This is a genomic window from Anaerococcus sp. NML200537 (genome assembly GCF_026131715.1).
Lineage (GTDB): Bacteria > Bacillota > Clostridia > Tissierellales > Peptoniphilaceae > Anaerococcus > Anaerococcus kampingae.
Genome location: NZ_JAMXSL010000009.1, coordinates 1 through 19,548 on the forward strand (window position 1 = coordinate 1; position 19,548 = coordinate 19,548).

The window sequence follows — 19,548 nt, forward strand, 5'->3', positions numbered from 1 at the left end:
GTAGGAATAGTTTGTTATTTAATATATTATTTTATTAAAAATTATAAAAATAATCCTCTCATATTAAATGTAGCCCTTTCATTTATTATATCAGGAGCTTTGGGTAATTTTTATGATAGAGCCTTTAATGGTTATGTTGTAGATTTTATAGAGATCTCTTTTGTAAATTTCCCAATATTTAATATTGCAGATATCTTTGTCACAATAGGTTGTGGCTTATCAATAATATATATACTTTTTATTCATGAAGAGAATTAAAAACATTATAGGAAATGATTGGGATGAAATATTAGAAGCTGAATTTGCTAAGCCTTATTTTAAAGAAATAACTGATTTTTTAGAAGAATCTTATAAAGAGAACACTATAGTTCCTCCAAAAGATGAAATCTTTAATGCTCTTAGACTATCCTCTTATGAAGATACTAAGGTTCTTATTTTGGGCCAAGATCCTTACTATAATTTTGGCCAGGCAAATGGATTAGCTTTTTCAGTTAATGAAGGTGTAAAGATACCGCCTTCACTTAAAAATATTTATAAGGAATTAGAATCAGACTTAGGCATTCCAATCGCTGATACTGGTTCACTAGTTTCTTGGGCTAAACAAGGAGTGCTTTTACTTAATACAAGTCTAACAGTTGTGGAAAAGAAACCTAATTCTCATAAAAATATTGGTTGGCAAATTTTTACAGATGAAATTATTAAGATACTAAATAAGAAAGAAAGTCCATGTGTCTTCATTCTCTGGGGAAATAACGCCATAGCTAAAGAAAAATTCATAACGAATCCTAAACACTTAATTATAAAATCATCACATCCTTCGCCTTTATCAGCAAGGAGAGGATTTTTTGGATCAAAAGTTTTTTCAAGAACAAATCAATTTCTAAAAAAGAATAATGAAAAAGAGATTGATTGGAAAATAGAGACTCCAGATAGTTTATAGGCTATCGAGAGTCTCTATTATTTTTTTCGCTAAAGCTAAGAGATTTTTATAATTATATAAAAAATCTTGTCTGATAATTAAGAGATTTTCGTTAATTTCAGTATTTGAATTATTTGTAATATTTAAAGTATTAATTGCAACATGACCATTTGACCCATCTGGGAAATTTCCGTATAGGACGAATAGGTTGAGTCTTATCAAATTATCTTTTATTACTATTTGATAGTTGTCTTTAACCAAATATGTTTCATTCAGATTTTTATCTGATATAAATTCTATATTTGCTATGTCTTTATTAATATTAGCATTAGAGATGTAAATATTACCAAACTTTGTAGCAATTCCTAATTTTTCTTTAAGTATTTCTTTTATATCGGCAAGCTCGGCCGTAGCTATTAAATCATTCTCATTGTGCTTTAATATAGGATAAGGCTTATCTCTTTTTTTAAGGTCATCTTTTAGTTTAGAAATTACCTTGTATCTACTTGGATCATTTCTATTAATACCGATTAGTTTTTCTATATCGATAAGCTTCATAGAATCAAAATAGATAAATTTTGAACTTCTTTTAATTATCCTATAAATGTCGAAACTATCATCTACTATTATTGGAAATTTCTCATGAGCTAATAAACGTGAATTTAAAAATTCGAAGTCAAATATTTCCCCATTAAAGCTAATAACTCTTTTATCTTTAATTTCTCGTAAATATATGTTAAGTAATCTTTCTTCCTCACTATCATCTTCTGCAAAATATTGAAAGATATATGTTTTATTATTTATAAGTTTCACAAGACCAAGCAAAACAAGCTTATCCCTTTTAAAATCTAAGCCAGTAGTTTCAATATCCAAAACAAGGTCGTGACTTGTTATTTTATTTGATTTTAAATATTTTTTAATTGTAATCATAACATTATTATACTATAGATTTGTAATCTAACTTACTTCTAATATAATAGAAATATTAAGGAGTATGTATGATCTATTTAGATAATGCTGCGACTACAAAGATGTATGATGAGGCAATAAAAGCGTATGTAAAAGCTCAAGAAGAGACCTTTGCAAATCCAAGTGCCCTCCATTCATTTGGTATGGAAGCAGAAAATTTAATAAAAAAAAGTAGGAAATATATAGCTAGTGTTATCTCGTCTGCCGAGAGTGAAGTATTTTTTACAAAATCAGCTAGTGAATCAAATAATATAGCCATCAAATCTTTTGATGGGGTGGCGTTAACAAGTAAAATAGAGCATTCTTCAGTGTACGAAGCTTTTAAAAAATCTGATTTTGATAAAGTCATTTACCTAGATAACGATAAATATGGTTTTATTGACCTTAATGATTTAAAAAAACAATTAAACAATGATATCAGTTTTGTATCAATAATATATGTAAATAATGAAATAGGTTGTATTCAAGATATTAGAAAAATTTCTAAAATTATAAAATCTTATAACAAAAATATTATTTTACATGTTGACGCAACGCAAGCTCTAGGGAAGATAAACTGTGATGTTAAGTCACTAGGTGTTGATATGATGAGTTTCTCCGCCCATAAATTTCACGGTCCGAAACAAATGGGTGGACTTTATATAAAGAAGGATATAACCGCAAAGGTTAAACCTATTTTGGATGGAGGCTATCAAGAAATAATATCATCTGGAACAAGCGATGCCCCATCAATATATGCTATGGCGATTGCCCTAAGAAAACAAATTGAAGCTAATGAGTATGAATATATTAAAGAAATTAACTTATATTTTAGATCTTTAATAAAAGATAGTATTGATGATTACTATATAATTTCTCCAGAAGAAAATTGTTCTGCATATATTCTAGATGTTGCTTTTGCAAATATTAAGGCTGAGGTTTTACTCCATATGCTGGAAGAAGAGGAAATTTATGTATCAAGCGGCTCTGCCTGCTCAAAGGGTGATGATAGCAGGATTTTATCTGCTATAGATTTAGATGAAAAATATATGGATGGGGCAATTAGATTTTCTTTCAGTGGAGAAATAAGCAAAGAAGACCTTGATTTTACAATAGATATTCTAAAAAGAAGTATTGAACTAATAAGGATGGTAATATAATGGAATGGATGATTGCGGTTAGCTTTGGCGAAATATTTTTAAAGGGTAAAAATAGAAATATTTTCTACAAACAAGCAATTAATAATATAAAAAGAAATATAAGAGAAATCAAACACGGCAAGATTTATACAGAATCTTCAAAACTCTATATTGAAGCTGATAGGCAAGATTTCGACAAATTAAAGGAAAATATCTTAAAGGTATTTGGGATTTCTTATCTTGCCTATGTTTTAAAAACAAATAAAGATCTTGATTCTATATATGAAGCAGCAAAAGAGGTTGTTGAAAACTCATATGCTGACAATAAATACACTTTTAAGGTAGAAAGTAGAAGAACTGATAAAACTTTTAAGCTAAAAAGTCCTGAATTAAGTGCAAAAATAGGTGGATTTATGCTAAGGGATTTCCCAAACCTAAGGGTGGATGTTCATAATCCTGATTTTAAGCTTTATATAGATGTAAAAGAAAATGTTTATGTATATGCCGATAGGTTTGAGGGCTTAGGAGGCCTTCCAATTGGTTCTTCAGGAAAAGGTCTATTGCTCTTATCCGGAGGAATTGATTCACCAGTGGCTGGGTTTATGGTGGCAAAAAGAGGAATGAAGATTGACTGCTTACATTTCCATTCATATCCTTTTACTTCAAAAAGAGCCTTGCAAAAAGCGATTGACCTAGGAGAAATTTTATCTGCATATACAGGCAAAATGACAATATATTCGATAAATTTAGCTGATATTTATAAGGCAATAAATCAAAACTGTGATAGGAGGGAAACGACCATCTTATCTAGGAGGTTTATGATGAGGATTGCCAATAAAATTGCTGAAAATAAGGAGTATCAAGCTTTAATTACAGGTGAAAGCTTAGGCCAAGTAGCAAGTCAGACTATAGAATCTATTTCTGTAATAAATGATTCATCAGAAAGGCCGATTTTAAGACCACTAGTTGCTATGGATAAGAAGGATATTATTGATATATCATATAAGATAGGCTCCTATGAAAAGTCTATAGAACCATATGATGATTGTTGTTCAATATTTGCCCCTGATTCTCCACTCACAAAACCTAAGTTAAAATATATAAAGATGTCTGAAGAAAATCTAGATATAGAAAAGTTAGAGAATGAAGCTATTGAGAAGATGAAAATAATAGAAATATCTTGACAAAACTATTAAACAGAAGTAGTATATATGAGTAGACCGCTCAGCTAGGGCTCTGATCCCCGAATGCTGGCGAGAATTTAAGAAATAGGAGGATTTCCATGTACGCAATAATCAAAACAGGTGGAAAACAATATAAAGTATCAGAAGGTGACTTGGTAAGAGTTGAAAAACTTAATTACGAAGTTGGTGAAACTGTTGATTTTGAAGAAGTTTTATTAGTATCTAACGATGGAGATATCAAAGTTGGTAGCCCAGTTGTTGAAGGTGCAAAAGTATCTGCAACTGTTGAAGATCAAAATAAAGCTAAAAAAATCGTAGTGTTTAAATATAAACCTAAAAAACAATATAGAAAAAAACACGGTCACAGACAACCTTATACTTTAGTAAAAATTAATAGCATAAGTCTTTAATGATTAATGTTGATTTATTAATCGCTAATAAGGACGAAATAGTAGGATTTGAAATCAAAGGTCATGCTGAATATGATGAATATGGCAAAGACCTTGTATGTTCAGCTGTAACCATACTTGCCTATACTTGTGTAAATAGTCTTGATAAATATGCTGATGATGTGATTTTTACAGATGATGAAGTTATGATGTCTGTAAATATTACTAGTCCAAATAGGGATACAGATGTTATATTTGATTACTTTAAGACTGGTATAGAAACACTTTTAGGTAATTATAGCAGCTATGTAAAATTAAAATATAAGGAGAAATCATGATATTAAATATTAATTTACAAAGATTTTCAAGTAAAAAGGGAGTTTCATCTTCAAAGAACGGTAGAGACTCAAGAGCTAAAAGACTTGGCGTTAAAAGAGCAGATGGTCAATTTGTAAACGCTGGAACAATCATTGTTAGACAAAGAGGAACAAAAATCCACCCAGGTAACAATGTCAAAAGAGGTGCTGATGATACTCTTTATGCTTCATGTGAAGGTGTTGTAAAATTCGAAAGAAAAGGCAAAAGCAGAAAACAAGTATCTGTTTATGCACAATAGTTAAGAAAAATTAAGCTTGCCTTTGGCAAGCCTTTTTTTATGAAAGGATAAATATGATAGATTTAGCAAAAGTAAGCTTAAAGGCAGGCGATGGTGGTAATGGCGCAGTAGCCTGGAGAAGGGAAAAATATGAACCAACTGGCGGACCAGCTGGTGGTGATGGAGGAAATGGTGGCTCAATAATTATAAAAGCCACAAGGAACCTCTCAACCCTTGATGAATTTAGATATAAGAAAAAATTCCATGCAGAAAATGGTGAACAAGGCGGAAAAAATAAGAAATTTGGGAAAAAGGGTGAAAATTTAATAATCCCAGTTCCAGTAGGAACCATTATAAGAGAAGAAGAATCAAATATTATAATAAAAGATTTAAACAAAGATGGTGAAGAATTTTTAATTGCCAAAGGTGGTAGAGGTGGTAGAGGTAACGTCCACTTTAAAAACTCTATTAGACAAGCTCCAAGGTTTGCTGAGTCAGGAAGAAAAGGTCAAGAAATCAATGTAATCTTTGAGTTAAAAGTACTAGCTGATGTAGGACTTGTAGGCTTACCAAATGTAGGTAAATCAACTCTTTTATCCGTAATAAGTAAAGCAAAACCAAAGATTGCTAATTATCATTTTACAACAATTGATCCTAATCTTGGGGTAGTCCAAGTTGATAGTGAGAGAAGTTTTATAGTTGCAGATATTGCTGGTCTAATCGAAGGTGCAAATGAAGGACAAGGTCTAGGTCATGATTTTTTAAAGCATGTAGAAAGATGCAGGATACTAATTCATGTTGTAGATATAGCAGGACTTGAAGGAAGAAATCCAATTGATGATTTTAAGCTAATTAATAAAGAATTAGAACTTTATAATGACGATTTAGCTAAAAAACCAATGATAATCGCCCTTAATAAATCAGAATTAGATTCTAATAATAATGCCGAAGAGTTTATAAAAGAATTTGGAAATTCTTATAAAATTTTCAAAATATCAGCTGCTACCACTCAAGGTATAAAAGATATGATTGATTATGTAGCTTTTGATCTAGATAAGAGAAAAGAAGAAGAGTTTGCTCTTATGGAAGAAGTAGACGAAAACTTCTTAGATGAATTTTATAATAAAGAAATTGATTATGATCTAAACTTTACAAAAGAAGATGATATTTATATAGTTTATGGAAAAAGAATTGATAATCTAATAAAAAAAATAGATATAGATGATTATGATTCTAGAATGTACTTTGAGTCAACTTTAAGAGAGATGGAAGTATTTGATAAACTAAAAGAAATGGGAATAAAAGATGGAGACAGTGTTGCAGTAGGCGATATTGTTTTTGAGTACTATGAATAGGAGGAAAAATGTTAACAGGAAAGCAAAGAGCTATGCTTAAGCAAGAAGCTCATGATTTTAAACCAGTGATAAATATAGGTAAATTTTCAGTGACAGATCAATTACTAGAAGCAATTGATGAAGCTTTAGAAGCTAGAGAATTAATAAAAATTAAAATATTAAATAATAATCTAGATGATGCTGATGAAATTATTGATACTATAATTAACAAATTAAATTGTGAGTTTATTTCACATATAGGATCAATAATTACAATTTACAGAAAAAACGAATCAAATTCTTATAACTTATAATGAGGATAGGACTTTATGGAGGAACATTTGACCCAATACATTTAGGTCATCTAATAGTGATGGAAAATGTGATTAATTATATGAATCTTGATAGAATTATCATATTACCTTCATCTAATCCTCCTCATAAAAAAGATAAGAAGATTACAGAAGTCAATACTAGAGTTGAAATGGTAAGCGAGGCTATTAAAGACAATGATAAGATAATCTTATCTACCTTTGAATCTACTGATCAGGTAATCAGGTACACCCACGATACAATAAAATATTTTACAGATTCTCTAAAGGAACATGAAATATTTTATATAATGGGCGAGGACTCATTTATGACTATAGATACTTGGAAGAATTATAAATATATATTAGACTCCAATATAATTGTTTTTTCCAGGGAGGGTATAGATCCACATAGCAAACTTGTTGACAAAGTAAAAAAAATCAGGAAAGATAATCCGAATATATCCTTAGTAAATAGTTTAAGTATCAATATATCCTCAACTCTAATAAGGTCTTTAGTAAAGGATGAGAAAAGTATTAAATATCTTGTAAAAGATGAAGTTGACTACATTATAAAACAGAGGAATTTGTATGCATAATCTTGATTATATTAAAGAAAAAATATTAGAAGATATAGGCGAAAAAAGATACAACCACAGTCTAAGAGTAGCTAAAACAGCAAGTAATTTAGCAAGGGTCTTTGGAGTAGATGAAAACAAAGCTTATCTTGCAGGAATCCTACATGATTGTGCAAAATACAATGAAAAGAGAATTATAAATAAGCTAGGAATTGATATTAAAAAGTATCCAGTTAGTTCAGAAAATGACCCAGTTCTTCATTCGTTTTTAGGAGCGGAATTAGCAAAAAAAGTGTATAATATTAACGATGAGGATTTATTATCAGCAATAAGTTTTCATACTACTGGCAAGAAAAATATGACCAAATTAGAGAAAATAGTATTTATTGCTGATGCTATAGAACCTAATAGGGATTTTAAAGGAATTGAAGATATTAGAAGAAAATCGGTTGTTGATTTAAACGACACTATGCTTATGCTGCTTGACAGCAGTATAAAGTTTTTAATATCAAAAAAATCAATTATAAATCCACTAAGTATTGAAGCAAGAAATTACTTAATAGAGGAGAAAAATGCAAAAACTAGACATAATAGTTAAAACACTTGAAGACAAATTAGCCGATGATATAAATGTAATAAAATTAGAGGACTCTTCTGTAGCTGATTATTTTGTTGTAGCCACAGGTAACTCTGTAAATCAAACTAGAGCCTTAGCTGATTATATAGAAGAAGCCTTGGCAAAAGAAGGCTATGACGTCTTATCGAACGAAGGATTAAGAGAAGGTGAATGGATTTTAATAGATGTAAGTGATGTTATTGTCCATATCTTCACTCATAAACAAAGAGAGTTCTATGATATAGATAATCTATGGGAGAATTAACCCCATAGATTATTAGGAGTAAGTATGCCTAAAGATAGAAAAGACAAATTTATATTTGCAGCTATCATAGCTTTAGCCTTTTTAGTAGCCAATGTTTTTTCAGATAATAGTATAATTGATAAATTTACTAAAAAGGAAGAAAGCATAATTGTAGAAGAACCTGACCAGAAAAATAAAGAACAAAAAGAAAATGCAAATGAAAAAGATGTAGACTCAGATTTAGAAAATCTTGATAAAAAAGTATACATATCTGGAGAAGTATTACATTCTGGTGTTTATGCTATAGAAGATGGTGATAGATTAGATGATTTAGTAAAAAAGGCAGGTGGGCTAACAGAAAGGGCAGATATAAATGCGATAAATCTAGCCTTAAGGTTAGAAGATCAGATGAAAATATACATACCTAATATTGATGAGAATCAAAACATAAATGCTGATAACCCACAAACATTAGGGCAAAGTCAATCTATTTCCAATCAAAGATTACAGGCTAAAATTAATATAAATATTGCCAGTAAAGAAGAACTTATGACCCTACCTAACATAGGTGAAAAAAGGGCGGATGCTATTATAGAATATAGGAAGCAGAAGCGATTTGAGAAGATTGAAGAGATAAAAAATGTTAGTGGCATAGGTGATAAATATTTTGAGGCAATGAAAGATTTGATAACAGTATAGGGGTATATATGAAATTATCAACAAGAGGCAGGTATGGGCTTAGAGCAATATTCTATATAGCAGAAAATGAAAATAAGGGCTATGTACCTGTTTCTGAAATTAGTGAGAATTTAAACTTATCAGAAAATTATTTAGAACAATTAGTAAGAATGCTAAGAAAAGATGACTTGATAAAATCAAGCCGTGGCCCAAAGGGCGGATACAAGATAAGTAAGCCACTTAAAGAAATTTCCATTGGTCAAATTCTAAGGAGCTTAGAGGGAGACTTAACAATGAGTGAATGCGTAAGTGGAAAAGTTGAGTGCGCTGAAAAATGTGATGCATATGATGTATTTACAAAATTAGACAGTCTAATAAATGAGGCTGTCGATTCCATAACTTTGGATAATATTGTCAAACATGAAATTTAAGGAGAACAGATGAAAAACTTAGGAATGAATGAGCTTAGGAAAAGCTACTTAGAATTTTTTGCAAATGAAAAAAAACATACACTTTTAAAATCATTTCCATTAACACCAATTGATGATGATACTCTTTTATTAATAAATGCTGGTATGGCACCTCTAAAGAAATACTTTACAGGTGAAAAAAAGATGAAGAACAACAGAGCCACTTCATCTCAAAGATGTGTTCGTACTGGTGACATAGAAAGAGTAGGAAAAACTGAGCGTCACGGTACATTTTTTGAGATGCTAGGTAACTTCTCTTTTGGTGATTATTTTAAGAGAGAAGCAATTAGCTGGGCTTATGAATTTCTAACTGATAGATTAGGTATAGACAAAAATGATTTATGGGTAACTGTGTATAAAGACGATGATGAAGCCTATAATATTTGGCATGACGAAATAAAAATGCCAGCTGAAAGAATTCTTAGACAAGGAAAAGAGGATAACTTCTGGGAATTAGAAGTAGGACCTTGTGGACCATGCTCAGAAATCTTTGTTGATAGGGGAGTTGAAAGAGCTATTGATGAAAATGACAACATGCCTGGCAACGATGATTCAGATAGATTTATGGAAGTATGGAATCTTGTATTTACACAATTTAATAAAGATAACCAAGGCAATTATACAAATTTAGCACATCCAAATATCGATACAGGCATGGGTCTAGAAAGAATTGCAATGGTTCTTCAAGGAAAAGATAATATTTTTGAAATTGATGTAATGACAGAGATAATATCTGAAATTGAGAAATTATCTAACAAAAAATATAAAGAAAATAAAAAAGACGATGTATCAATCAGAGTTATAGCAGATCATGCTAAGGCAATGACATTTTTAGTTTCAGATGGGGTTATTCCATCAAATGAAAAACGTGGATATGTTCTAAGAAGACTTATAAGAAGAGCTTACAGACATGGTAAATTATTAGGTATTGAAGGCTCATTCTTAAATAAAATTGTTGACAAGGTAGTAGAAACATATAAGGCTGAATATGATGAATTAGTAGATAATCAAGATAATATTCATAAAGTTATAAGTGATGAAGAAAATAGATTCCAAAAAACAATAAACCAAGGATTGGATATACTTAATGATCTTATAGCTACAACAAAAGCAAACGGACAAAAGGTATTAGATGGGTCAGATGCTTTCAAATTATATGATACTTATGGATTCCCACTTGATCTTACAAAGGAAATACTTGAGGAAGAAAATCTTGAAGTAGATGAAAAGAAATTTGAAGAAGAGATGGAAAAGCAAAGAAATCTTGCAAGAAATGCTCGTAAGGTTGACAAGGGTTCAAACCATGATAATCTAATTACAGATCATATTGAAAAGACAGAATTTGTTGGTTATGATGAATTTGACGTCAATGCTAAAATAATAGCAATATTTGTAGATAATGAAGAAAAAGAATCGATAAAAAATTCTAACAAAGGTATAGTAATAAGTAATAAAACTTCGTTTTATCCAGAAGGTGGCGGACAAGTAGCTGATACCGGATATATATTAACAGATAATGGTAAGGCAAAAGTCATAGATGTACAAAAGAAAAATGATATAATTTTCCACTATGTTGAAATTGTAGAGGGTGAGCTTGTTGTTAATGACGATGCAGAATTCAAAATTAATTTGGAAAGAAGATATGATATTCAAAGAAATCACTCTGCAACACACTTACTTGATCAGGCATTAATCGATGTTTTAGGAAAGGATATAAAACAAGCGGGTTCTTTAGTTGATCAAAATAAACTTAGATTTGATTTTTCACATAATAAAGCATTAAGCAATGAGGAAATTTTACAAATAGAAAAAATAGTTAACGAAAAAATTAGAGCTGAACTTCCTGTTAAGAAGGAATACATGGATTATAAAAAATCAGAAGAAATCGGTGCTATTGGACTATTTGAAGATAAGTATAAAGAAACCGTAAGAGTTGTATCTATGGGTGATTATTCTAAAGAGCTATGTGGTGGTTGTCATGTTAATAACACATCTGAAGTCTTAATCTTTAAGATAGAATCTGAATCATCTGCAGCAGCTGGTGTTAGAAGAATCGAAGCTATCACAGGAAGAGCTGTTTATGATTTAATATTAGCTCAAGAAAATAAATTAAAGAGTATTGCTGATAGCTTAGATACTAAGGTTAATAATATTGAATCTAAAATAAAATCTATTAAAAATGCTCTGGATAACAAAGATGATGAGATTAAGAGATTAAAATCTCAATCAAATAAAGATTTATTTGGAGAGTTAAAAGAAAAAATCGAAGAAGTAAATGGCATTAACCTATTAGTAGCTAAATTTGATAATGTAAGCGTAGATGAATTAAGAGATTTGGAAAATAGGATTAAAAACCAATATTCTAATTTAGTCATTGTATTTGCAACTGTTACAGATAAGATCATATTCACTGTATCAGTAGATGATAATTTAACAGACAAATATAATGCAGGTCAAATTGTAAAAGAAATGGCAAAAGTTGCCGGCGGTAATGGTGGAGGAAGGAAAAACTTCGCACAAGCTGGTGGAAATGACATATCTGCATTAGATAAAGCCTTAGACAAGGCTTGTGAATTAATCAAGGAGTAATTTTATGACTGATAATAATAAGTTTAATGAAACTATGCTCTTTAAGAGAGAAGATGTAGAGAAAAATGATATTAGAGAAATATTAACTACAGTATATAAAGCTCTTGAAGAAAAGGGTTATAAGCCAAATTCTCAAATAGTTGGATACCTATTATCTGGTGATCCTACTTATATAACAGCACACAACGGCGCTAGAAAGCTTATTAGAGCAGTTGATAGAGATAAGATATTAGAAGAATTATTGAATAATTACATCAATGACTAGAATAATGGCTTTAGATGTTGGAGATAAGACCATTGGGATTGCTCTAAGTGACCCAATGCTTATTACTAGCCAACCATTAGAAACAATAAAAAGAACAAAAGTAAAATTCGATATCGATAGGATAGAAGAGCTTGTTAACGAAAATGAAGTTTCTACGTTAATAGTAGGACTTCCTAAAAATATGAACAATACTATTGGCCCTCAGGCTATGCGAGTTATAAGCTTTGTTGATCTTATCAAGAAAAGATTAGATATAGAGATAATATATCAAGATGAAAGAATGACAACGTTAGAATCTGAGGCAGTTCTTATTGATATGTCTGTAAGACGTGAGAATAGAAAGAAACATATTGATAAAATCGCTGCTAGCTTTATCTTACAAAGCTATTTGGATAGGAGAAATAATGGATAGCATCTTTTTACTGGATGAAAATAATAATGAAGTTGAATTTAATATAGAAGACACTTTCGGAATTGATGATAATAATTATGCAGCTTTAAAAAATCCAATAGACGATATGATATTAATTGTAGAAGTAATAAATGAAGCTGATGAAGTTATATTTAAATCCATAGAAGATCAGAATCAATTAAATGAAATAATTGAATTTTATGAAGAGATGAAAAGAGAAATTAATGAACATTGAACAAGTAAAGAAGATTTTTGAGAATAACAACCAAAAATTTACTAAACAAAGACAGCTGATATTTACTGTTTTGAAAAATTCTTCACAAAAGCATTTAACACCCGAAGAACTTTTCTCTATTGTTCATCAAGACCATAAGCAGGTTGGAATTGCAACTATTTATAGAACTTTAAATATATTTGAAGAGTTGGGTATAGTTAATAAACAAGAATTTACCGACCAAGCTTATACTTATGAATTAATAGACCCAGAAAGTGATCACCATGATCATATCATTTGTACAAAATGTGGGAAAATATTAGAAGATGAGTTTTTATCCGTGGATGAAGTAAAAAACTCATTGAAAGAAAATTATGACTTTGATTTGTCTTATTATTCTTTGAGGATTTATGGAGTATGTTCCGATTGTCAGAAAAATGAGGAGAAATAATGACAAATGAAAAGAAATTAAGAATAATCCCAATGGGGGGATTACACGAAATAGGAAAAAACTGCACAGTGGTAGAATATGGAAATGACATGATTATGATTGACTGCGGTCTAACATTCCCAGACAGCGAAATGTTAGGTGTTGACATAGTTATTCCAGACTTTACCTATGTAGAAGAAAATAAAAATAAATTACGAGGTATATTTGTAACCCATGGTCACGAAGACCATATAGGTGCAATCCCATACTTTCTTAAAAATGTTGATACAAATGTCTATTGTTCTAAGTTGACTAAAGGACTTTTAGGAAACAAATTTAAAGAGCACGGCTTAAATACAAACAAGATTAAAATGGTAAATGTAAATAATACAGTTAAGGCAGGAAGCCTAAGTGTAGAATTTATAAGAGTAAGTCACTCTATACCAGATGCTTGCGCTATAGCTGTTAAGTCACCAGTAGGAACAGTAATCTTTACAGGGGACTTCAAGATGGATTTCACTCCAATTGATAACGATCCAACAGATATACAAAGGCTTGCTGAACTTGGAAGAAAAGGTGTATTAGCCCTATTTGCTGACTCAACAAATGTTGAAAGAGAAGGATTTTCTGTAAGTGAAAAGACAGTAGGAGAAACCTTTATAAAAATATTTGGCCAAGCTAAGTCAAGAATTATAGTGGCTACCTTTGCATCAAACCTTCACAGAGTCCAACAAATCATTACAGCAGCAGAAAAATACAATAGAAAAGTTGCCCTATCAGGTAGGTCAATGTTAAATAACGTCAAGATTGCAACTGAGTTAGGTTTCCTTAAGATTAAAAAGAACACCTTAATAGATATGAAAGCAATTAAAAAATATGCTGATGATGAGCTTGTAATCCTATCTACAGGAACCCAAGGTGAACCTCTCAGTGCCCTAACAAGAATGGCAAATAAAGAACACAGACAGATTAGTTTAAACGAAACTGACACAGTTATTCTATCTTCATCACCTATTCCAGGCAATGAGATGGCAATTAATACAACAATTAACAACCTTACAAAAATTGGGTGTAAGATAATATATTCTTCTCTAGCTCAAGTCCATGCATCTGGGCACGCTTGCCAAGAAGAAATTAAACTTATGTACCAGTTAGTTACACCAAAGTATTTAATCCCTGCTCACGGTGAGATAAGAATGCTTAAAAAACATGCTGATATCGCAGTAGATATGGGCCAACCAAGGGAGAACATCTTTATAGTTGAAAATGGGGATGTAATCGAATTTAGTAAAAAATCTGCCCAAATAAAAGGTAAGGTTCAAGCAGGAAATGTACTTGTTGACGGATCAGGTATAGGTGATGTTGGAAATATTGTATTGAAAGATAGAAAGCATCTATCTGAAGATGGGCTAATGGTTGTATCCATAACCTTTGATAAACATACACAAGAATTACTGGCAGGACCTGAGATAGTATCACGTGGTTTTGTTTATGTAAAAGAAAACCAAGATATAATCGAAAATGCAAGAGATATCGTGTTAAGATCTATAGACAAATGTAAAAAAGACGATATTAAGGCCTTAAGTCAAATAAAATATCAGATTAGAGAAGACCTAAAATCATATATTTACAATGAACTAGGTAGGGATCCAATGATATTACCCGTAATATCTGGAATAGAAAATGGGAAATATTAACTATAAATACAGCTCCCAATTTATAGAAGATTTGCTTGAAGATGTAGATTTTATTGAATTAAGAAAATATGCCAAGGAAAATAGAGTTCCTATTATGAATAGCCAGACAAAAGAATTACTGGTAAGTCTAATAAAAATTGCTAAGCCTAAAAAAATACTTGAAATAGGTACAGCTATAGGATATTCTTCCTTAATATTTTCTAAGTATTCTGATGCACAGATTACAACAATAGAAATAGATGAAGAGACTGCAAAAATAGCAAATAATAATTTTAAGAAATATAAAACAAGCATCAACTTGATAAATAATGATGCTATGAAAGCCTTGAGAAGTATTGATCAAGGCTTTGATTTTGTTTTCATAGATGCTAATAAGTCTAGATACCTAGACTATTTTAAAATAACAAGCAAATTATTAAATGAGGGAGGGATCATTGTTGCAGATAATGTACTTTTTAGAGGTGAAGTTTGTAATGATGATCTGATAGAAAAACGAAAGATAACTTTAGTTAAAAATTTAAGAAAATTTTTAGCCTATATAACAAATAACGAGGATTTCATAAGTTCAATTATCCCCATAGGTGATGGACTTACAATCAGCGTAAGGAGATAAAATGGAAAATAAAAAAGTAGAACTACTTGCCCCCGCGGGAGATTTTGAAAAACTACAGACTGCTATAAAATTTGGGGCGGATGCAGTTTATCTTGCCGGAGATAACTTTGGTTTAAGGGCAAATGCAAAAAACTTTAATGATGAAGAATTAAAAAAAGCTGTAGAATATGCTCATTCTAAGAATGTCAGAGTGCATGTTACTATGAATATAATGCCCCATGATGGTGATATGACAGGTATTGTCCAATACCTTGAACACTTAAATACAATCGGTATTGATGCCTTAATAATATCTGACCCAGGTATATTTAATTTAGCTAAAAAACATACAGATATTGATTTACACATTTCAACCCAGGCTTCTGTAACAAACTCAGCTACTGTTAATTTTTGGTACGAAATGGGTGCTAAAAGAGTAATTTTAGCTAGAGAACTATCTTTAAAAGAAATAACTGAGATTAGAGCGAATACTCCAAAAGATATGGAAATTGAATGTTTCATACATGGGGCAATGTGTATATCTTATTCGGGAAGATGCTTATTATCATCATATATGACTGGAAGAGATGCTAATAGGGGAGATTGCGCCCAACCATGTAGGTGGAAATACTCTCTTCAAGAAGAAACCAGACCTGGTGAATATTATCCAATAGAAGAAGATGGTAATGGTGGTACTTTTATCATGAATTCTAAAGACCTATGCCTAATTGAGGAAGTAGATAAATTAATAGAAGCTGGTATAGATAGCTTTAAAATAGAAGGAAGAATGAAGACGCCTTTTTATGTTGCAACCGTAATTAGGTCATATAGACAGGTAATTGATGCATATTATGATGGCAATTTTTCAAAAGAATTAGCAGAAAAATATTTTAAAGAAATAAACAAAGCAAGCCATAGGCACTTCACTAAAGGATTTTTCTATAATAAACCAGATGAAAATGATCAAATTTATGGTACATCTTCTTATATAAGAAATTATGATTTTATAGGTCTTGTCAAAGCTTATGATAAGGATACTAAAATTGCAACAATTGAACAAAGAAATAGGTTTTTCAAAGGTGATCATATAGAAATATTTGGTAATAGTAAGGATTTCTATGATTTTGAAATTGATTATATGGAAGATGAAAATGGCGAAGAAATTGAAGTTGCAAACAAGCCAAAACAGTTAATTAGAATTAAAATCGACTTACCTTTAGAAGTAGGAGATATTTTAAGAAAAGAGATAGAAAAATAAGATAATTTTCATATAAACATTAAAAAAGACGAGGTTTTGTTTCCTCGTCTTTTTAATAATAAGTATCCGCTATTAATCTTCAGAAGGATTTTCTGAAAAATCTGCTCTTGTTCTTCTTGCTTCAACACCAACGTTTGAATTTTCATCAGCTTCATCAGAAATTGATCTAAGATTTTCTTGGTCAGGACTTAGTTTTTTATCTAAAGATTCACCACCGGTTTCTTTGTTTTCTTCTCTAACTTTTTTATCTAGTTCTTTGTTGCCTTTGTATTGGTTGTCATTTGTAACTTTGTTATCTGCCATAATATCTCCTTTTTTATCTACATTAAGCATTCTTATATTAATATGATAACACATTTAAGAAAATTTTACAATCATTTTCCTAATATGACTTCTCTATTAATTTAATAATTTCGACTATAACATCACTTGCTTTTTGCATATGTTCAATTGGTATATGCTCATAAATGCCGTGAAAATTCATGCCACCAGTGAAAATATTAGGTGTTGGTAGTCCCATAAAAGAAAGTTTAGATCCATCCGTACCGCCTCTTATTGGACTAACAAGTGGAATGATATCTAGATTTTCCATGGCATTTTTAGCAATATCTACTATATCCATATGATTTTTTATAACATCACCCATATTATAATAAGAGTCTGATAGATTTACATCGATAATATTACCATATTTCTTGTTTAGGTAAGAAGCATTATCTTTAATTTCTTCCTTCATTTTTTCAAAAGTATCTCTATCGTGATCACGAATAATATAGTGCAGTTTAGTAATTTCTGTTTCACCCTTTATATCTAATAAATGGAAGAAGCCCTCATATCCTTCAGTATGCTCAGGACGTCTAACATCACCTAATAGTCTATCAAATTCATTTGCAACGCTTATAGAGTTAATCATAGTGTTTTTAGCAGAACCAGGATGTATAGATTTACCTCTTATAGTAATTTTTGCGTCTGCAGCATTAAATGATTCGTATTCTAATTCACCTAAAATTCCACCATCAATAGTATAGGCAAAATCAGCTCCAAACTTTTCTACATCAAAAGAATCACAACCAGTACCTATTTCTTCATCTGGAGTAAAGGCGATTTTTATATCACCATGTTTAATATCAGGGTTACTTAAAATATAATCAATAGCATGCATTATTGCAGCAATTCCCGCCTTATCATCAGCACCTAAAAGAGATTCACCCCTAGTTGTAATTAGGGTAGTACCTACTAAGTCATTTAAGTAAGGGAAATCTTCAACTTTTATAGATTTTTCTTCATTTAGTTTTATATCTCCACCTTCATATTTGATAATTTGTGGATTGTCAATTTTTCCATACATTTCTGGTGATGTATCCATATGTGATATGAAACCAACTTTTGGTAGATCTTTCTCTGAATTGGATTTTATCTCAGAAAATACAAAACCTTCTTCATTAATTTCTGCAACAAGACCCAAGTCTTCAAGTTCTTTTTTTAATTGCCTTGCTAAAACTAATTGGCCTTCTGTAGAAGGTTTTTGAATTTCTCCTTTTTCTGGGTCGCTTTTGGTATCAAAACTTATATAATTTAAAAATCTTTCTTCTATTTTTTTCATAGCATCTCCTTTGTCACTATTATACTTGCAATTGTAAAATGAGCTAAAATTGGTATACTAAATAAGGAAGGTGATAGGATGAAATTAAAGATTATAACAGACAATCAAGTACCAGCTTATGCTACAGAACATGCCGCTGGTATTGACTTATATTGTAAGACTAAGGATGACATTACCATTAAACCTAATGAAACTGTTAAGGTACATACTGGGTTAAAAGTAGAGATACCTGAAGGATTTTTTGGTGCAGTTTATCCAAGATCATCTACAGGAGTAAAAAGACAGCTTATGCTCGCCAATACATTGGGTGTAATTGACTCTGACTATAGGGGAGAATTAATGATGTTTTTTTATAATTATGGTAAGGAAGAACAAATTATTAAAAACGGAGAAAGACTTGCTCAGTTAGTAATTCAGCCTTATTTAAGATGTGAAATTGAAGAAGTAGAAAATTTATCAGCAAGCCAAAGAAATGAAGGCGGATTTGGTTCTACAGGAAGATGATGAATAAGTATTATAAATTATTTAAAAAGAATAAATACAAACTCTTTCTATTGGGATTATTTGCTATAGTACTAGCCTTTGTTGCCGTATTTATTAAGAAAAAGTATGAAGATATGACAATGTCAAAATACAATAATAATATTGTAATAATAAAGGGAAATGGCGATGAACTAAAGTCTTTTTCGATCAAAGAATTGAAATCTTTAGGCTCAAATAAGACAGAAGTATACATTAATAACGGTTTAGAGAAAGTCGAAATTGAAGGAATATCATTAGAAAAGCTAATAGGAAATTTAGATTATAACTTCAGGGATAGACCAACTATAGAAATAGAAGACACTAATGGAAGTGCAACAAGATATCCTATGTCAGTAGCGCTTGAAGTAGATAGAATATATTTAGTTTATAAAATAGAGGGACAACCTCTGCTTGAATTTAATCCTTCATATGGCACTTTAGCAATAATCGATACAAACTCTAAGAGTGCAAGTAGCTGGATAACAAATGTTAAAACCTTAAACTTACAATAACTAAGCTCATGATAATTCATGAGTCTTTTTTCTTAAGAGGTATAGTAGA

At 30.7% G+C, this 19,548-nt stretch carries 27 protein-coding genes; 24 read left to right on the forward strand and 3 right to left on the reverse strand.

Annotated elements, in window-relative coordinates:
• Both NH288_RS03675 and NH288_RS03680 read left to right on the forward strand, forming a co-directional pair.
• Positions 1 to 258 (forward strand): signal peptidase II (locus tag NH288_RS03675; RefSeq protein ID WP_265213173.1); only part of this gene is annotated, 258 nt, incomplete at its 5' end.
• Positions 245 to 940 (forward strand): uracil-DNA glycosylase, encoded by a 696-nt coding sequence (locus NH288_RS03680; RefSeq protein WP_414731748.1) that lies wholly within the window; start codon positions 245 to 247, stop codon positions 938 to 940. The genes NH288_RS03675 and NH288_RS03680, both read left to right, overlap by 14 nt.
• On the opposite strand, the gene NH288_RS03685 is transcribed toward NH288_RS03680, so the two are convergent.
• Positions 935 to 1,849, reverse strand: a complete 915-nt coding sequence (locus NH288_RS03685) for a ribonuclease H-like domain-containing protein (RefSeq protein ID WP_265213174.1) — start codon at positions 1,847 to 1,849, stop codon at positions 935 to 937. The two genes, NH288_RS03680 and NH288_RS03685, sit on opposite strands and share 6 nt — an antisense overlap.
• Before the next feature lie 68 nt (positions 1,850 to 1,917).
• On the opposite strand from NH288_RS03685, the gene NH288_RS03690 reads away from it, so the two are divergent.
• The 20 genes from NH288_RS03690 (at position 1,918) to NH288_RS03785 (ending at position 16,862) form a co-directional block, all read left to right on the forward strand.
• A complete protein-coding gene (locus tag NH288_RS03690) occupies positions 1,918 to 3,027 on the forward strand; it encodes a cysteine desulfurase family protein (RefSeq protein ID WP_265213175.1) in 1,110 nt (369 codons plus the stop codon).
• Entirely contained in the window at positions 3,027 to 4,190 is a 1,164-nt protein-coding gene (gene thiI / locus NH288_RS03695) for a tRNA uracil 4-sulfurtransferase ThiI (RefSeq protein WP_265213176.1), read from the forward strand. Before NH288_RS03690 ends, thiI begins: the two co-directional genes overlap by 1 nt.
• A gap of 98 nt (positions 4,191 to 4,288) precedes the next feature.
• Positions 4,289 to 4,600 carry a 50S ribosomal protein L21 gene (gene rplU / locus NH288_RS03700; RefSeq protein WP_265213177.1) on the forward strand — a complete coding sequence of 104 codons (312 nt, stop codon included), beginning with the start codon at positions 4,289 to 4,291 and terminating at the stop codon, positions 4,598 to 4,600.
• Complete coding sequence (locus tag NH288_RS03705) at positions 4,600 to 4,917, forward strand: ribosomal-processing cysteine protease Prp (RefSeq protein ID WP_265213178.1); 318 nt, start codon at positions 4,600 to 4,602, stop codon at positions 4,915 to 4,917. The genes rplU and NH288_RS03705 overlap by 1 nt, the downstream gene beginning before the upstream one ends.
• Positions 4,914 to 5,195, forward strand: a complete 282-nt coding sequence (gene rpmA, locus NH288_RS03710; RefSeq protein WP_072537410.1) for a 50S ribosomal protein L27 — start codon at positions 4,914 to 4,916, stop codon at positions 5,193 to 5,195. Before NH288_RS03705 ends, rpmA begins: the two co-directional genes overlap by 4 nt.
• A 53-nt stretch (positions 5,196 to 5,248) precedes the next feature.
• On the forward strand, positions 5,249 to 6,529 hold the full coding sequence (obgE, locus tag NH288_RS03715; RefSeq protein WP_265213180.1) for a GTPase ObgE: 1,281 nt from the start codon (positions 5,249 to 5,251) through the stop codon (positions 6,527 to 6,529).
• Positions 6,530 to 6,537: 8 nt separating this feature from the next.
• A complete protein-coding gene (gene yhbY / locus NH288_RS03720) occupies positions 6,538 to 6,822 on the forward strand; it encodes a ribosome assembly RNA-binding protein YhbY (RefSeq protein WP_106460238.1) in 285 nt (94 codons plus the stop codon).
• Entirely contained in the window at positions 6,822 to 7,418 is a 597-nt protein-coding gene (gene nadD / locus NH288_RS03725) for a nicotinate (nicotinamide) nucleotide adenylyltransferase (protein ID WP_265213182.1), read from the forward strand. Before yhbY ends, nadD begins: the two co-directional genes overlap by 1 nt.
• Positions 7,411 to 7,995, forward strand: coding sequence for a bis(5'-nucleosyl)-tetraphosphatase (symmetrical) YqeK (gene yqeK, locus NH288_RS03730; protein WP_265213184.1), 585 nt, complete (start codon positions 7,411 to 7,413; stop codon positions 7,993 to 7,995). Before nadD ends, yqeK begins: the two co-directional genes overlap by 8 nt.
• Positions 7,970 to 8,278 carry a ribosome silencing factor gene (gene rsfS / locus NH288_RS03735; RefSeq protein ID WP_265213186.1) on the forward strand — a complete coding sequence of 103 codons (309 nt, stop codon included), beginning with the start codon at positions 7,970 to 7,972 and terminating at the stop codon, positions 8,276 to 8,278. Before yqeK ends, rsfS begins: the two co-directional genes overlap by 26 nt.
• A 24-nt stretch (positions 8,279 to 8,302) precedes the next feature.
• Positions 8,303 to 8,956, forward strand: coding sequence for a DUF655 domain-containing protein (locus tag NH288_RS03740; protein WP_265213188.1), 654 nt, complete (start codon positions 8,303 to 8,305; stop codon positions 8,954 to 8,956).
• Positions 8,957 to 8,964: 8 nt separating this feature from the next.
• The gene (locus tag NH288_RS03745) at positions 8,965 to 9,366 is read left to right on the forward strand and encodes an RrF2 family transcriptional regulator (RefSeq protein ID WP_265213190.1); all 402 of its coding nucleotides are present in this window, start codon (positions 8,965 to 8,967) and stop codon (positions 9,364 to 9,366) included.
• Between the two features lie 9 nt (positions 9,367 to 9,375).
• A complete protein-coding gene (alaS, locus tag NH288_RS03750) occupies positions 9,376 to 11,994 on the forward strand; it encodes an alanine--tRNA ligase (protein ID WP_265213192.1) in 2,619 nt (872 codons plus the stop codon).
• Between the two features lie 4 nt (positions 11,995 to 11,998).
• Positions 11,999 to 12,259 carry an IreB family regulatory phosphoprotein gene (locus NH288_RS03755; RefSeq protein WP_106460245.1) on the forward strand — a complete coding sequence of 87 codons (261 nt, stop codon included), beginning with the start codon at positions 11,999 to 12,001 and terminating at the stop codon, positions 12,257 to 12,259.
• Complete coding sequence (ruvX, locus tag NH288_RS03760) at positions 12,252 to 12,671, forward strand: Holliday junction resolvase RuvX (protein WP_265213194.1); 420 nt, start codon at positions 12,252 to 12,254, stop codon at positions 12,669 to 12,671. Before NH288_RS03755 ends, ruvX begins: the two co-directional genes overlap by 8 nt.
• A complete protein-coding gene (locus NH288_RS03765) occupies positions 12,664 to 12,906 on the forward strand; it encodes a DUF1292 domain-containing protein (RefSeq protein WP_265213196.1) in 243 nt (80 codons plus the stop codon). The genes ruvX and NH288_RS03765 overlap by 8 nt, the downstream gene beginning before the upstream one ends.
• Entirely contained in the window at positions 12,896 to 13,336 is a 441-nt protein-coding gene (locus tag NH288_RS03770) for a Fur family transcriptional regulator (protein ID WP_106460248.1), read from the forward strand. Before NH288_RS03765 ends, NH288_RS03770 begins: the two co-directional genes overlap by 11 nt.
• Positions 13,336 to 15,012: a ribonuclease J gene (locus NH288_RS03775; RefSeq protein ID WP_265213199.1), complete on the forward strand. Its 1,677-nt coding sequence runs from the start codon at positions 13,336 to 13,338 to the stop codon at positions 15,010 to 15,012. Before NH288_RS03770 ends, NH288_RS03775 begins: the two co-directional genes overlap by 1 nt.
• Positions 14,999 to 15,625: an O-methyltransferase gene (locus NH288_RS03780; protein WP_265213201.1), complete on the forward strand. Its 627-nt coding sequence runs from the start codon at positions 14,999 to 15,001 to the stop codon at positions 15,623 to 15,625. The genes NH288_RS03775 and NH288_RS03780 overlap by 14 nt, the downstream gene beginning before the upstream one ends.
• A 1-nt stretch (position 15,626) precedes the next feature.
• On the forward strand, positions 15,627 to 16,862 hold the full coding sequence (locus NH288_RS03785; protein ID WP_265213202.1) for a peptidase U32 family protein: 1,236 nt from the start codon (positions 15,627 to 15,629) through the stop codon (positions 16,860 to 16,862).
• A 72-nt stretch (positions 16,863 to 16,934) separates the two neighbouring features.
• On the opposite strand, the gene NH288_RS03790 is transcribed toward NH288_RS03785, so the two are convergent.
• Together NH288_RS03790 and pepT are read right to left on the reverse strand one after the other, a co-directional pair.
• A complete protein-coding gene (locus NH288_RS03790) occupies positions 16,935 to 17,165 on the reverse strand; it encodes an elastin-binding protein EbpS (protein WP_265213204.1) in 231 nt (76 codons plus the stop codon).
• A 79-nt stretch (positions 17,166 to 17,244) separates the two neighbouring features.
• Positions 17,245 to 18,465, reverse strand: coding sequence for a peptidase T (gene pepT / locus NH288_RS03795; RefSeq protein ID WP_265213205.1), 1,221 nt, complete (start codon positions 18,463 to 18,465; stop codon positions 17,245 to 17,247).
• A gap of 78 nt (positions 18,466 to 18,543) precedes the next feature.
• Between pepT and dut the strand changes: the two genes are divergently transcribed.
• Together dut and NH288_RS03805 are read left to right on the forward strand one after the other, a co-directional pair.
• Complete coding sequence (dut, locus tag NH288_RS03800; RefSeq protein WP_265213207.1) at positions 18,544 to 18,969, forward strand: dUTP diphosphatase; 426 nt, start codon at positions 18,544 to 18,546, stop codon at positions 18,967 to 18,969.
• Positions 18,969 to 19,499 (forward strand): hypothetical protein, encoded by a 531-nt coding sequence (locus NH288_RS03805; protein WP_265213209.1) that lies wholly within the window; start codon positions 18,969 to 18,971, stop codon positions 19,497 to 19,499. Before dut ends, NH288_RS03805 begins: the two co-directional genes overlap by 1 nt.
• Positions 19,500 to 19,548: the final 49 nt, after the last annotated feature.

Bases quoted from the DNA above. Each gene is read 5' to 3' on its own strand.
- NH288_RS03680 (WP_414731748.1), top strand. From the start codon at position 245: ATGAAGAGAATTAAAAACATTATAGGAAATGATTGGGATGAAATATTA.
- NH288_RS03685 (WP_265213174.1), bottom strand. From the start codon at position 1,849: ATGATTACAATTAAAAAATATTTAAAATCAAATAAAATAACAAGTCAC.
- NH288_RS03690 (WP_265213175.1), top strand. From the start codon at position 1,918: ATGATCTATTTAGATAATGCTGCGACTACAAAGATGTATGATGAGGCA.
- thiI (WP_265213176.1), top strand. From the start codon at position 3,027: ATGGAATGGATGATTGCGGTTAGCTTTGGCGAAATATTTTTAAAGGGT.
- rplU (WP_265213177.1), top strand. From the start codon at position 4,289: ATGTACGCAATAATCAAAACAGGTGGAAAACAATATAAAGTATCAGAA.
- NH288_RS03705 (WP_265213178.1), top strand. From the start codon at position 4,600: ATGATTAATGTTGATTTATTAATCGCTAATAAGGACGAAATAGTAGGA.
- rpmA (WP_072537410.1), top strand. From the start codon at position 4,914: ATGATATTAAATATTAATTTACAAAGATTTTCAAGTAAAAAGGGAGTT.
- obgE (WP_265213180.1), top strand. From the start codon at position 5,249: ATGATAGATTTAGCAAAAGTAAGCTTAAAGGCAGGCGATGGTGGTAAT.
- yhbY (WP_106460238.1), top strand. From the start codon at position 6,538: ATGTTAACAGGAAAGCAAAGAGCTATGCTTAAGCAAGAAGCTCATGAT.
- nadD (WP_265213182.1), top strand. From the start codon at position 6,822: ATGAGGATAGGACTTTATGGAGGAACATTTGACCCAATACATTTAGGT.
- yqeK (WP_265213184.1), top strand. From the start codon at position 7,411: ATGCATAATCTTGATTATATTAAAGAAAAAATATTAGAAGATATAGGC.
- rsfS (WP_265213186.1), top strand. From the start codon at position 7,970: ATGCAAAAACTAGACATAATAGTTAAAACACTTGAAGACAAATTAGCC.
- NH288_RS03740 (WP_265213188.1), top strand. From the start codon at position 8,303: ATGCCTAAAGATAGAAAAGACAAATTTATATTTGCAGCTATCATAGCT.
- NH288_RS03745 (WP_265213190.1), top strand. From the start codon at position 8,965: ATGAAATTATCAACAAGAGGCAGGTATGGGCTTAGAGCAATATTCTAT.
- alaS (WP_265213192.1), top strand. From the start codon at position 9,376: ATGAAAAACTTAGGAATGAATGAGCTTAGGAAAAGCTACTTAGAATTT.
- NH288_RS03755 (WP_106460245.1), top strand. From the start codon at position 11,999: ATGACTGATAATAATAAGTTTAATGAAACTATGCTCTTTAAGAGAGAA.
- ruvX (WP_265213194.1), top strand. From the start codon at position 12,252: ATGACTAGAATAATGGCTTTAGATGTTGGAGATAAGACCATTGGGATT.
- NH288_RS03765 (WP_265213196.1), top strand. From the start codon at position 12,664: ATGGATAGCATCTTTTTACTGGATGAAAATAATAATGAAGTTGAATTT.
- NH288_RS03770 (WP_106460248.1), top strand. From the start codon at position 12,896: ATGAACATTGAACAAGTAAAGAAGATTTTTGAGAATAACAACCAAAAA.
- NH288_RS03775 (WP_265213199.1), top strand. From the start codon at position 13,336: ATGACAAATGAAAAGAAATTAAGAATAATCCCAATGGGGGGATTACAC.
- NH288_RS03780 (WP_265213201.1), top strand. From the start codon at position 14,999: ATGGGAAATATTAACTATAAATACAGCTCCCAATTTATAGAAGATTTG.
- NH288_RS03785 (WP_265213202.1), top strand. From the start codon at position 15,627: ATGGAAAATAAAAAAGTAGAACTACTTGCCCCCGCGGGAGATTTTGAA.
- NH288_RS03790 (WP_265213204.1), bottom strand. From the start codon at position 17,165: ATGGCAGATAACAAAGTTACAAATGACAACCAATACAAAGGCAACAAA.
- pepT (WP_265213205.1), bottom strand. From the start codon at position 18,465: ATGAAAAAAATAGAAGAAAGATTTTTAAATTATATAAGTTTTGATACC.
- dut (WP_265213207.1), top strand. From the start codon at position 18,544: ATGAAATTAAAGATTATAACAGACAATCAAGTACCAGCTTATGCTACA.
- NH288_RS03805 (WP_265213209.1), top strand. From the start codon at position 18,969: ATGAATAAGTATTATAAATTATTTAAAAAGAATAAATACAAACTCTTT.